Below are 12,723 nucleotides of genomic sequence, written 5' to 3'. Positions count from 1 at the left end.
ACTCACTTCTTCTCCAGCTTATACCCATCCTTCAGCAGATACCAGAGCTGAGGAAACTCGTTGCCAAGCACCCAGAGCGATACCCCACGAAGACCGTACGCGTCAACAAGCGCCAGCTTGACGGCTGCGCTCAGCGCGTCGTCATACCATACCTCGTGCTTGGTCCCCGCGGTTTCGTACGCGAAGTGCGGCGAAGCGGCCTTCAAATCCCATTCCACCGGCACACGTTCTGCAATTGCAAGGTTCTGTGCATCGTTGTTCGCGATGCTCGCGGCCCTCGTCTTCCCCTTCATGTACGGCAGGGGCCAGTCGTAGCCGTAGAGCGTCATGCCCATCAGGATTTTCTTGGGATCGATGGTGCCCGTGGCATACTCCAGGACCGAGGCCACGCGATCCACGGGGGCCACTGGCATGGGCGGACCGCCGACCCACCCCCACTCGTAGGTCATGAGCATGACAAAGTCCGCTTCGTCACCAAGTGCCGCATAGTCGAACGCGCCCATCCACGGCGCGCCCGCTTCATCCGAGGTCTTGGGACCGAGCGCCAGCGAGAGGCTCAGCCCTCGGGGCCGCAGCACTTTGCCGAGTGTGCGAATGAACGCGGTGTAGGCGGCGCGATCGCCCGGGGGCATGTGCTCGAAATCCACGTTCACGCCGCGATAGCCCTTTTCTTCGCAGACGCGCACGATTTGATCCACCACGCGATTCGCGAGCGCGGTCGAGTGAAGGATGGCGTGCGCAAGATCCGGGTTGAATCGATTTCCGTTGAAATTCGTGAGGGTCGCCATCGGTGCAATCTGGAACTTGGCGGCGGCGTCGAGCATGGAACGGTCCTTGGGCGCGTCGAGATCGCCCGTGGGTTGCACCCGATAGCTGAATGCGCAGACGTAGGTGAGATCGGACACGTCCTGCAAGAGGGCTTGGTCGTTCTCGTTCCCCTCAGGGACGAGGTACGCGTTCAACTCGATGGTGCGTCGATCCGACCTGGTGCCGGGGATGTTCACCGTGAAGCCCACTGGCAACGGCCCGTCCGCAGGCAGCCCCGGATTCCAGTTGGCGATGACCGCAGAAGGTACGCCGTAGCGGTGCGCCAGACGGTTCAACGTGTCCCCCGCTTTGACGACGTGGCGAATGACGCGAACCGGCGGGCCTTTGGGAAGAATGAGCGCAATCCCCGGCGCGATCACGTCCTTCGAAGCGAGTTCGTTGTATCGGAGCAGGTCCCGGAGGGACACCCCGTACTTCGACGCGATGTCAGCGGGCGTCTCACCGGGCTCGACGCGGTGGATTTCCATGGGAAGGGCCTCCTTCGTGACGAGTATCACTGAAGCCTATGCCACAAGTGCCTAGTCTCGTGCACCGATCCCCATGAACGCCACCCACATCCCGGACGTCCATCTGTTGAACCAAGCTGAGGCGGGCGCCATCCAAAGTTTAATTCAAGGCAATTTGGTTAGACTGATTGTAGCAAGTCCGTTTATCGATGGATTCTGTCATTCGAGGTGCAAAGAAGATGATGGCCAAAATCGCGCTCATTCTTCTCTTCTGCTTCGGCATCATGGCTTTCAACCGGTACATGAAAAAGCAGACCGAGCGAATCGAAGAAAAGATTCAGTCGAATCGCGCATGAGAAAAGGCGGCCGAACTGGCCGCCTTTTCCGTTCGCAGATCACTCCTCGAACCGAACCTCGTTCAACGGAATGACCTTCGTCCTCTTGATCCACTTGTAGCCGAGCCAAAGGACGAGGAACAGCGGAATGCCGATGTAAGTCGCCACGACACCCATCCAGTCGATCTTGCCGCCCGTGAAGACGCTCGTATCCTGGCCGATGATCACGACGGCGCACAACACCGCGGCAAACAGGGGACCAAACGGGTACCACTTGGCGCGGTAGACGAGATCGTCGAGCGAGCGGCCCTGCGCCACGTATGCCTTGCGGAAGCGATAATGGCTGACGGCGATGCCGAGCCACGCGAGAAAGCCCGTGAGGCTTGCAGCATTCAACATCCACGTGTAAATCGCGCCATTTCCGACGATGGACGACAAAAACGCCACAAAGCCGATGGCGGTGTTGACATAGAGCGCGTTCATGGGAACGCCGTGGCGGTTGACTTTCGTAAACACCTTCGGCGCCTTTCCCTCGCAGGCGAGGGCCCACAGCATCCGGCTCGACGCGTACAATGAGGAGTTGCCCGCCGAAAGCACCGCGGTCAGAATGACCGCATTCATGACGCCAGCGGCAAACGCGAAGCCGGCGCGGCGAAACACGAGGGTGAACGGGCTGATGGCCACGTTGTTCACGCTCGCGTTGAGCAGATTCGGATCCGTGTACGGGATGAGCATCCCGATAATCAGAATGGCCAACACATAGAAGAGCAGGATCCGCCAGAACACCGTGCGGATGGCGCGCGGCACATTGCGCTCCGGGTGATCGCTCTCGCCCGCCGCGAGGCCGACGAGCTCCGTGCCCTGGAACGCGAAGCCGGCGACCATCACCGTGCTCAGAAAGCCGATCCATCCGCCGTGAAAAGGCGTGCCTCCTGTCATGAACACGTGCCAGCCGACCGGATGCCCGCCGAGAATACCGAAGATCATCGCGAGCCCCACGAGAATAAAGGCGACGATGGTGATGACCTTGATGCCTGCGAACCAGTATTCTCCCTCACCGTAGCCCTTCACGCTCACCACGTTGAGGAGAAACAAGAGCCCCAGGAAGATGGCGCTCCACGCAACGGCAGGCACATGCGGAAACCAGTACCTCATGACCATCGCGCCAGCCGCAAGCTCCGCCGGGAGCGTCACCGTCCACGTATACCAGTAGTTCCACCCCAGGGCGAAGCCGAGCGCCGGATCGACAAATCGCGTGGCGTATTGCTCGAACGATCCGGCAATCGGCATGAAGGTCGCCATCTCGCCCAGGCTCGTCATGACGAAGTACACCATGATGCCGACAATGATGTACGCGAGCAGCGCGCCACCCGGCCCGGCGGTGGAGATGGACGATCCGCTGGCGACAAACACGCCCGTGCCGATGGCGCCGCCGATGGCGATCATCGACAGATGGCGCGAACGCAGATCGCGGCGCAGTCCCACCTCACGCGAGGAGACGAGGTAACTGCGGCGCGCCTTTTCCTCCCCCAATGCTCGATCAACGCTCAAGTGCACGAACCCCTTTCTCGTCTTTTACAGCTTCATCGAGATAAAGCACTACCACGTGAACATGCTATAGCGAATCTGCGTTCGACGCAACGAGAAATCGTTACCTCTATTCGACAAAATCGCTACAGGCGGAACCTCATATTCGCCCAAATTTCGGGCACCCTCCATACGGGTGGCAACCAAACTCATAAGGAGGGAGAACGCGCATGAGAAAACGGGTTCTTCACTACATCGGACTGCTCGCGCTCGTTTTGTCCACGTTTGTGCCCGTCCTTTCGCGAGCCGTCGCGGTTCAGGCGAGCGACCACGGCGAGATCGAATTCCGGGTCGGATCGTCCAACTCGACAAGGGTTGCAGGCGCGAGGGTCATCGTCATCAATCATGAAGGAAAAGTCGTGTCAACCGGGCTCACCGACACGCAGGGCCTCTACATCGCCCACGTGCCCATGTACAAGGCCAAATGGAACGAGCGCTACGACGCGAAGGGCGTCGTCAACGCCATTGTCGTGGCTGACGGGTATAACGAACAGGCCGTGTTCATCGTCCCAATTACCGAGCACACCATTCAGCCGGTGATCCTGCAGCCCATCCAGCCGAACGGGCGCAACGCGCCGAGCGTCTCCTTGGGCAACTTCAGTTCCTACGATCTCGCGGGCTACATCAACCGCTATGCGTCCGAACTTCACCTGAAGCGCCAGGGCCCCATTCCCGGTGAACCGAGCTATTCGCCCTGGAGCCCTCAGCAAGCATCCGCATCTTCGAGGTGATGGCGCATGAATTGGCTTCGACGCATTGGCCTCGCGCTCGCCGGAGCGGCGCTCGTCAGCGGCTGGTCGATCGCGCCACCCGTGCGCGCGCAGACGATCTTCAATACGCCGTACCCTTCGGTCATCCGCGTGGCCATTCGGGCGTACAACAACCCGACGGCGCCCATTCTGTACGTGCAGACGCTGGGTTTTGAGGAGTATTGCGAAGATGTGTTACCGAACGAGTGGATTCCCAGTTGGAACGAGGAAGCGCTGAAGGCCGGTGCTATCGCGGTGAAGATGTTTGCGTGGTACTGGACGCTGCATCCGCGCACGGAAAACGGGTGGACCTTCGACGTGGACAACACGACCAACTATCAGACGTTCAAGTATCTGAGCGGCCACTATCAGACGTTCAAGTATCTGAGCGGCCACTATCAGACGGATTTGGCCATCCAGCAGACTTGGAACATGGTGTACGTCCCTTCGGACGGATTCATCAAGCCGCTCCAGTATCGGCAGGGTTCCGAAGGGCGGCCGGGCTACTCATACATTGGAACGTACATCATGTCCCAGTGGGGCACGGAGTACTGGGCGAAAGTGGCCAAGCCCCCGTTCACCCAAATCCTGAGCCTGTTCTACCCTGGATATCAATCCCGCTGGGTGTGAGCCGGCAAGACCAGTTTTCGCCAAGGTCTACGAACGTTGGCGCGCGTCAGCGAGGACAGCTCTCACGTTGCCGAGGCAGCAGGCGCCTTGTGGATTGCGAAGATCGCACGCACAACGGCGCAGACGCACGTGCTCTTGAATGTCCTCGTCCGGACGCGCGCCGCGGTGAAGAGCGGCAACCAGCGACTCGCGCGTCCAATCGAAGCAATAACACACGGGCGCTTCACTCGCTGTGTCCTTTTGAAACACGCGTTCCCTGACATCGGCGACACGAAAGACCTGATCCGGCGCGAAATACACGACGTCGCAGTCGGGGGATGCGCAGAAGTGAAACTCATCCTTCGGCACAAGCCGGCGAAGTGCAGCGCCCGTGAGCAAAGCCTTGACGGTGCGAAGGGCGATCCGGCGCGCCGGTTCATGACATGCTGGGCACACGATGGTTGCCATGCCTAGACCTCCTCAACCCGTGGTCGATGCGTTGCGGACAAAAATGTCTGCCACGTTATCTGAATAGACGAGTGTCCAGTTCGGATTGTTTTCCAGATACGTCGTCAGGCTGTATCCAGGCGGCAGGATGGCGGACTGAAAATGGTACTGCTGCAGCAGCGCGGGTGCATCGGGCGCCAAATTCTGAAGATCCATGTAGTTCGCGAAGACGCCGGATCGCAGATAGATATCCGTTCGCCCGTCCACGAACGTCGGCACGCCTCGATAGATGAGATAGCCCCCGAAGTCGTACGCGTTGAAGAGCGGCCCCGGGATGTGGTGAGACTTCAGATAGTCCACGGCCGCGACCGGATACGCGTTCGGGTTCATGTGCGCGGAAACCGGCCCCTCAATGCTTGGCATGCGCAGGGCGAAGTCGGCGATCTCGCCGATCATGGCCGCCAGCCAGACGAAACGAAGCAGGCGCTTCGGTCTCAGCAGCACGCGCAGCCAGTCGAAGCTCAGTAAGGCAATGAGCGGCGCAGCGGCAATTGCCAGGTACGGCATGAACCTCTGATACACGAGCGTCAGCGCGAAACAGGCGAAGAAATAGAGCACGTATTTCCACGGCAACTTTCGGCTGCGCGCGATGGCGACGAGCGCAATGATTACGAGGAATGGGATGACCCCGTACTTGTAGTATGGGCTGTGAAAATTCGGCGAGTGCCATTCATTGATGGAATTCACCATGAGCGCATTGTTGGAGAGCAACGCATAGGTGAATTCGTGAATGCCGTTGGGATTCAAGAGCCCGACGCCCACGCACGCGGCGGCGATGGCGACGAGGAGACCTCGGGTCCGCATCGGCAGCGGTTGTCCTTGAAACCGGCCAATGGTCGGCAGGAAGGAGACCAGCACTTCAAACAGGATCATCGCAATGCCGATCGATACGCTGGCGTGCGCATTAGCCCAGATGAGCGTCAGGGGAATCAAAAGGAAAGCGCAACCAATGCTTCCCCTCCGAACGCGCTCAAGCAGCAGCAGAAACAGGGCAAACATGGTATAAGAGACAAGCTGCGGGCGCACCACACAGAACGGCATGCCAGCCGCGACGGCGAGCGCTGCGCCGATGGCCGAAAACACGGCGTTGCCTCGGGACAGCCGCAAGCACAGACGATACACGAACCACACCGTCAGCGTCTGAAGCCCCACCAGAATTCCGTACACGCCAGGAAAACCGAAGTGATGCGCGCACCACGCGAGCACGACCTCGAACAGCCACTCCTGCGTCACCCAGGGTTGTCCACGCATCGACCACGAAAACGGATCGTGCGTCGGCACGTGATGATGCGCGAGGATCCAGGCCCCCGTGGCGAGATGCCAGGGCGTGTCGGGATCCGAGAGAGGCGTCGCAGCCGAATAGGCAAAATAGAGAAGCCAACCAAGAAGAATGACCGCGTCCAGCCGAAGCCAGGATGCAACACGAGTCAAACGTCCTCACGCCTTCCGCATACGGAGATCGATGTACATCACGGCAACCGCCACAAAGCTGAACGGCACCACGATGAGCGAGGCCAGCACGGCGACCACCGCGCCGAGGCCAGGGATGACCGCGAAGATGCTGCCCACAATGAGAAGAAATCCATCCGCGGCCGAGAGGATGAGCGAGAGCGCAACAAAGAAGCCCACAAGCCGCCACGTCTCTCCCCTGGTGATCTCAAACGACCGGCGCAGCGCCGTGAAGTAGCCGCGCTTTTCCTCGGCGATGACGTACGGGACAAATGCCATCCTGACCCAGTACCATACGGAACCCACCAACGCTGCCAGGAGCCCGATGACTGCGACGATGACGCCGAGCACCTGCGAAGCACTTGCCGCCACACCCGCGCACAGACCAATGACCCAGCTGGCGACGATTACGGCCACGCCGTACAAACCGTACGCCATGAACAGCGTGGCGAACGACATCGGCCACTTGCGGAACGCGTCATTGCCAGCCTCTTGCACAGGCACATCGAAGCCATGCACCACCATGCCGACGGTGACGCGACTCGTCGCGACAGCCATGAGCGGAAGCACGCCGAAGGAATACAGCAGGATCACAAACGGCATCCAGGTGGTGTACACGGGCGGGATGGCCGCGATGACTTCACTCAAGGAATGGGCGGTTTGGACCTTTGCCAACCAGTTGGTCGGCGAATCTCCGACGTATCTCAGCTGTACGTAGGCGTTGATGATGTCAAACGGAAGCAAAAAGACAAGTGAAATCCCCATCAGCGACCGAAACCGCTGACGGTAAGCGGATAAAGAAATGCGGAAGATATCTCCTAGCGTGAACTGTGTACGGGGCGTCACCGCGATTCCTCCCGCCGGAAGGTTGCACGTTCCTTGCCAAAGCGTCCTTACCATCATAGCACAGGTGGGTGCGCGTCTGCGCCACGGGCCGGAACGTTCGTGCCGTCAGGAGAACAGGCGGGATTCCACGCCGCTCTCCGCGTGGAGCCTCGCGTAGAGTCCCCCGAGCCGGACCAGCTCGTCGTGGCGTCCGCGCTCGACGATCCGGCCGTGATCGAGCACCAGGATCTGATCCGCATGGCGAATGGTCGCGAGGCGATGGGCGATGACCAGCGTGGTGCGTCCCTGGCTCGCCGCCCTGAGTCCCTGCTGGACCCACTGCTCCGTCTGACTGTCGAGGTTGGCGGTGGCCTCGTCGAGAATGAGCACGCGCGGATCGAGCGCGACAATCCGGGCAAACGCGATGAGCTGTCGCTCACCCATCGAGAGGTTGGCGCCCCGACCGTAGATGAACGTGTCGTAGCCATCCGGCAGCTTCGCGATGACGCGATCCGCCCCCACCGCGCGCGCGGCCTCCTCCACGCGAGCGTCCGAGATGTCCGAGCGGAACATGCGGATGTTGTCGCGAATGGTGCCCGTGAACAGATGCACCTCCTGCTGCACGATCCCGACGAACCGGTGCAGCGCGTCCTGCGCAAGCGATGGTATCGGCACCCCGTCCAACAGCACGTCGCCTTCGTCGGGATCGTAGAAACGAAGCAGGAGGCTCATCAGCGAACTCTTTCCGGCCCCCGTCGGGCCGACAATTCCGACGAACCATCCAGGCTCTGCGACAAACGAAATGTCACGCAGGACGGGATGGCGCGGGTCGTAACCGAACGTGACGCGGCGAAACTCCACGCGGCCGCGCGCATCGGCGGGGAGAGAGATCGGGCGCTCAGGATTCACCACATCAGGCTCAATTTCGAGGATCTGGCCAATCCGCTCGGCGGCCACCATGGCCGACTGAAGGGTGTTCCACTGCTGAGTCATGGCGTTGATGGGCTGAAAGAACTGCTGAATGTAACGGATGAACGCGTACAACGTGCCGAACGGAATGGAGCCGCCGAGGACCGCCGCGCCGCCGATGTAGACCACGGCCGCCACGGACAGGTTGCCGAGCATCTCAAAGGTTCGGTTGAACCAGACCGACGTGAAGTACTCTCGGATGTTGGCGTCCCGATGTTGCCCGGCGAGATCGCGAAACTTCTGCGCCTGGCGCGCCTCCTGACGGAAGAGCTGCGTGATCCGCATGCCGGCGAGGTTCTCAGCGAGAAACGCCACCATGCTCGCGAGCAGCGTGCGCGTGCGCTGGTAGCGGCGGCGCAGCGCGCCACGAAATCCCGCGGCGACGGCGAAGATGATGGGCACGAGCACCAGCGAAAACAGGCCCATGCGCACGTCCAGGCGAAACATGGCGATGAGGATCATGATGATGGACAAGCCGTCTCGAATCATGCTCAGAAAGAAGTTGGTGAAGAACTGGTTCACCGTCTCGGTGTCGTTCGACACGTTCGCGACGAGCGCGCCGTCGGCGCGGCGGTCGAAAAAGCGCATGGACTGGCGCTCAATGTGTTGAAAGAGCCCGACGCGGATGCTCCGGATGACGCTCTGCCCAGCCCTCTGCAGGAGTGTGATCTGCAGGTAGTTCGCCGCGACGCCCGCGACGACGACGCCGATGTACAGCGCCGCGATGTCCAGAAGCCCGCGCGGATTCGGATGGTGGCTCGAGATATCCTGGTCGATGGCGATTTTCACGAGATACGGCTGCATCACGCTCGATGCGTTAAACACGATGACGAGTGCAATGACGCCCACGAACTGCCACGCATACGGGCGGGCAAAGGGCAACAGCCGCGCGAGCGACTTCACGCCGGGCGACGAAGATGGGCGTTCTCCCTTCACGAGACCTCCTCCTCCCTCGCCTGCAACCGGTACATCTCCGCGTAAATGCCGCCTTTCTGAATGAGATGGTCGTGCGTTCCCTGTTCGGCGATCCGCCCTTCGTCCATGACGACGATCCAGTCAGCGTCGCGCACGGCAGACAGCCTGTGCGCGATGATCAACACCGTGCGCCTGCGCCGCATGGCGCGGAACGAGGCGAGAATCCGTTTCTCGGTCTCCATGTCCACCGCGGACAGGCTGTCATCCAGAATGAGGATGGGCGCGTCCTTCAGCCAGGCGCGCGCGATGGCCGTCCGCTGCCGCTGTCCGCCCGAAAGCGTCACGCCGCGCTCGCCTACGATGGTGTCGTATCCATCAGGGAAACGGTCCACGTCGCCCTCGAGGCAAGCCGCCCGAGCCGCGGCCGCGACGTCTTCGTCCGTCGCATCCGGGCGCCCGAAGGCGATGTTCTCCCGAAGCGTCGTCGAGAACAAAAACCCGTCCTGCGGCACAAAGGCAATGGCCTTCCGCAGTTGTTCAAGCGACAGGTCGCGGACATCGACGCCGTCGATCCGGATGGCCCCCGCGGGCGGATCGTAAATGCGGGGCAAAAGGCTGACGAGCGTCGTCTTGCCGGATCCTGTGCGCCCCACGATGCCGAGGGTCTGCCCGGGACGTACACTGAGGTGGATATCTCGGAGCACAGGGCGTTTTCCATCGGGATACGCGAAGGCATCGAGGTGGATGTCGATCGCGCCTTCGACCTTGGCGAGGCGCACGGGATGCGGCGGATCCGCCACGGATGGCCGTTCTTGAAGCAGAAGATCCAGACGGGCCATCGACGCGGACGCGCGCTGATACGAGTTGATGACCTGGCCAATCTGCTGAAGCGGCACCACAAGCTGACCCAAATAAAGCGTGAAGGCGACGAACGAGCCGATGGGAATCTCGTGCCGAATGGTGAGCCAGCCGCCGTACAGGAGCGCGATGCCAAACGCGACCGAACTCGCTGTGGGAATGATGGACTGGAACGCAGCCTGCTTGCGTACGAGCGACATCTGTTCAGCCGCGATGTGATCGACGCGATCGGCAAATCGCCCAACTTCAATGGGCTCGTTGGCCGTCGCCTTCACCAGCCGAATGGCGGTGAAGCTCTCCTCCGCCAGTTCGGACATGGACGAAAGGGCCTCCTGCACCTGGCGCGAGGACGCGCGCACCTGGGGACCAATCCACACGACGAAAAAGGGGATGCATAAAAGTGGAATCATGCTGAACACGGTGAGCTTAAAGCTCACGGTGGTGAAGGTCATCACGAGCGTCGCGATGAGAAGAAAGACGGCATTGGTGAGAATGTTCAGCCCGCCGGAGAGGGCCTCGCGGACCTGCTGCACGTCGTTCATGGCATGGCTCAGAAGGTCCCCCACGCTGCGCTGGCGGAAATAATCTACGTCCATGGTCTCCCAGTGCGCAAACAGCTTCGTTCGGAGCAAGTACTCGAATCCCCGGGCCGCGCGGCCGTTCTGCGACTGGCCAATTCCGTAGAAGAACACGTACAGCGTGCCAATCGCCATGAGGAGCAGCGCATACAAGAAAACGCCTCGGCCGCTCAACCGATGGACGCTCAATGCATCGGTGAAGCGGCCGAGCACATTTGGGAATTGAACAAAAATCCATTCAGACACGAGAATGGCAATTGTCGAGCCGACATAGCCGACGCGATGCTCCCACAGGTACGACTTCAGAAGCGATTGCGGGCGCATGGGACATCACCTTCCTCCACTTCGGACGTCAGCCCTATTACGATACCGCAGCCATTCGTCCCCAGCAAGAGAAGGATGCCGCCTCTTCACGGGAGTGAAAACGACCATTCGTCGGCACGCCGTCCGTCAGCGCGCCATCGCGCCGAGCAAAAAATAACCTACAGCACATGCCGCCACGGGGATGAGCGCCGTCTTCAATTTGTAGTTGGCGTAGTCCATGACGGAAACTTTCATCACGGTGGCCATGGCGACCGTGTTGTCGCTCAAGGGTGAGACGAATCCGCCAAACGTGCCGCTCGCAAACACGGCCCCCGCCGCGATGGCGAGGCTCCCCGCGCCACCCTGGGCAAGCGAGAACGCGAGCGGCATCAGGATGGCCCACGTGCCGAACGAGCTGCCCAGGACGTACGAAATCAGGCAGCCAAAGATGAAAAGCGCCGGAATGATGAACGATCTTGGCACGTATTGGACAATCTCCCGCTGACAGAACTGCGCAAAGCCGAGATCGGACGCCACAGCGGAAACCGCCCAGATGAGCGCCAACAGGACGATGACGGGCATCATCTCGTTGCCGCCCTGGAGAAAGCCGACCATGATCCGGTTCAGCGGAGTGCCGCGCACAGCGTAGAGGATGGCCATGACGACGACCGTCAGGATGAGCGCCTCCAGCATCGCCTTCGCCGCGTTGGCCTGGACGAACGCCTGAACAAGCGTCCGGCCCGGCGCGTAGCCGGAGATGACGGTGAACGCAAGCGTGCTCGCCAAGAGCACCGCCAGCGGGAAGACAAGGTTCAGGGCCGATGGGTGCGCGCGTTTGGCGAGCGCTTCGACGGGATCGGGCACCTCCTCATCAGAAGCCTCCCGGCGGCGCATGCCGCGCTGAACTGCGGCATCCTGCGGGAAACTCATGGCCCCCGCTTCAAGCGCGAACGCTCCTCGGCGCTCGTGCACAAGCCGCGGAAGCCCTCTGCCCTGCTCGCCATCCACGCGCCGGGGTGTGCGCGCAGCGGACGGCGTCGCAGTTCGCACATGAGCCGAGAAGCGGAAAAACGTGAGAAACGCCCCCATCAAGAGCATCGCCCAGGCTAAGAAGTTGTAGGGGATGGTGGCGAGAAACAGCGCGTACGGAGACGCCGCCCCGGCGTGGTGCGCTGATGTGTGCATGAGTCCGACCATATAGGCCACAAAAGCCGTCCCGATGGGGACCACGGCGCAGAGCGGCGTCGCCGTGACGTCGATGGTGAACGCAACCTGTTCCTTTGCGATGCGGAAACGTTCGAAGACGCGGCTCACGATGGGCGCGACCGTCAGAATGCGGAAGTCGGGCGCCATAAAGGTGAAGAGGCTCGACAACCAGGTGAACACAAAGGCTCCGCGAGGTGAATGAATCCGCGCCTCCATCCAGCGGCTGAACCCCTTCACGCCGCCGGAGACGCGCAGGAGCCCGACAAACGAACCAAACAGATAGAGGAAAAGAACAAGGCTCATGTTGCCCGACAGCCCAACTTCGCGCCCGATGTAGGTAATGGCGGACTCAAGGCCGGCCAAAGGGCGAGGATGTTCGATGTAACAACCGACGAACAGCCCGAGCGCGAGTCCCAAAATCACCTGTTTCGTCAAGAGCGCCACGGGGATAATGACGATGAATGGCACGATGGATGCGAACGACCCGTGCATGTGGGACCTCCTCCCTGCGTCCTGTGTACAGTGTCCTCCAAACCGCGTCAGACATACCTCAGGGAGG

Annotated in this window: 10 protein-coding genes; 2 read left to right on the top strand and 8 right to left on the bottom strand. The window is 61.0% G+C overall.

The genetic code is table 11. The features are described from left to right. Positions 1–2 precede the first annotated feature (2 nt). Together AMA01_RS00245 and AMA01_RS00240 are read right to left on the bottom strand one after the other, a co-directional pair. Positions 3–1,295, bottom strand: a complete 1,293-nt coding sequence (locus AMA01_RS00245; RefSeq protein WP_067845575.1) for a glycosyl hydrolase family 18 protein — start codon at positions 1,293–1,295, stop codon at positions 3–5. A 374-nt stretch (positions 1,296–1,669) separates the two neighbouring features. After that, positions 1,670–3,160, bottom strand: a complete 1,491-nt coding sequence (locus AMA01_RS00240; protein WP_269447879.1) for an amino acid permease — start codon at positions 3,158–3,160, stop codon at positions 1,670–1,672. A 206-nt stretch (positions 3,161–3,366) separates the two neighbouring features. Here AMA01_RS00240 and AMA01_RS00235 point away from each other — a divergent pair, with 206 nt between their 5' ends. Together AMA01_RS00235 and AMA01_RS00230 are read left to right on the top strand one after the other, a co-directional pair. Continuing rightward, positions 3,367–3,927, top strand: a complete 561-nt coding sequence (locus tag AMA01_RS00235) for a hypothetical protein (protein ID WP_067845573.1) — start codon at positions 3,367–3,369, stop codon at positions 3,925–3,927. Positions 3,928–3,933: 6 nt separating this feature from the next. Further along, positions 3,934–4,575 (top strand): SpoIID/LytB domain-containing protein, encoded by a 642-nt coding sequence (locus AMA01_RS00230; protein WP_067845571.1) that lies wholly within the window; start codon positions 3,934–3,936, stop codon positions 4,573–4,575. 27 nt (positions 4,576–4,602) lie between these two features. Here the strand turns inward: AMA01_RS00230 and AMA01_RS00225 are convergent, their stop codons facing one another. The 6 genes from AMA01_RS00225 to AMA01_RS00200 form a co-directional block, all read right to left on the bottom strand. Then, the gene (locus AMA01_RS00225) at positions 4,603–5,022 is read right to left on the bottom strand and encodes a putative iron-sulfur cluster-binding metallochaperone (RefSeq protein ID WP_067845569.1); all 420 of its coding nucleotides are present in this window, start codon (positions 5,020–5,022) and stop codon (positions 4,603–4,605) included. 12 nt (positions 5,023–5,034) lie between these two features. Then, a complete protein-coding gene (locus tag AMA01_RS00220) occupies positions 5,035–6,492 on the bottom strand; it encodes a hypothetical protein (protein WP_067845567.1) in 1,458 nt (485 codons plus the stop codon). Between the two features lie 6 nt (positions 6,493–6,498). Continuing rightward, positions 6,499–7,356, bottom strand: coding sequence for a hypothetical protein (locus tag AMA01_RS00215; protein ID WP_067845564.1), 858 nt, complete (start codon positions 7,354–7,356; stop codon positions 6,499–6,501). A gap of 105 nt (positions 7,357–7,461) precedes the next feature. Then, positions 7,462–9,240, bottom strand: coding sequence for an ABC transporter ATP-binding protein (locus AMA01_RS00210; protein ID WP_067845559.1), 1,779 nt, complete (start codon positions 9,238–9,240; stop codon positions 7,462–7,464). Beyond that, positions 9,237–10,979, bottom strand: coding sequence for an ABC transporter ATP-binding protein (locus tag AMA01_RS00205; RefSeq protein ID WP_067845556.1), 1,743 nt, complete (start codon positions 10,977–10,979; stop codon positions 9,237–9,239). Before AMA01_RS00205 ends, AMA01_RS00210 begins: the two co-directional genes overlap by 4 nt. A gap of 126 nt (positions 10,980–11,105) precedes the next feature. Beyond that, positions 11,106–12,656, bottom strand: coding sequence for a Na+/H+ antiporter NhaC family protein (locus AMA01_RS00200; RefSeq protein WP_067845553.1), 1,551 nt, complete (start codon positions 12,654–12,656; stop codon positions 11,106–11,108). Between the last annotated feature and the right edge of the window lie 67 nt (positions 12,657–12,723).

Origin of the sequence: Alicyclobacillus mali NBRC 102425 (genome assembly GCF_001570745.1) — a bacterium.
Classification (GTDB): Bacteria; Bacillota; Bacilli; order Alicyclobacillales; family Alicyclobacillaceae; genus Alicyclobacillus; species Alicyclobacillus mali.
Note: the sequence above shows the minus strand (reverse complement) of the source record. Positions and strands in the feature narration are given on the sequence as shown.

Excerpts from the sequence above, each read along its gene's own strand:
- AMA01_RS00245 (WP_067845575.1), bottom strand. The coding sequence starts at position 1,295 with ATGGAAATCCACCGCGTCGAGCCCGGTGAGACGCCCGCTGACATCGCG.
- AMA01_RS00235 (WP_067845573.1), top strand. The coding sequence starts at position 3,367 with ATGAGAAAACGGGTTCTTCACTACATCGGACTGCTCGCGCTCGTTTTG.
- AMA01_RS00230 (WP_067845571.1), top strand. The coding sequence starts at position 3,934 with ATGAATTGGCTTCGACGCATTGGCCTCGCGCTCGCCGGAGCGGCGCTC.
- AMA01_RS00225 (WP_067845569.1), bottom strand. The coding sequence starts at position 5,022 with ATGGCAACCATCGTGTGCCCAGCATGTCATGAACCGGCGCGCCGGATC.
- AMA01_RS00205 (WP_067845556.1), bottom strand. The coding sequence starts at position 10,979 with ATGCGCCCGCAATCGCTTCTGAAGTCGTACCTGTGGGAGCATCGCGTC.
- AMA01_RS00200 (WP_067845553.1), bottom strand. The coding sequence starts at position 12,656 with ATGCACGGGTCGTTCGCATCCATCGTGCCATTCATCGTCATTATCCCC.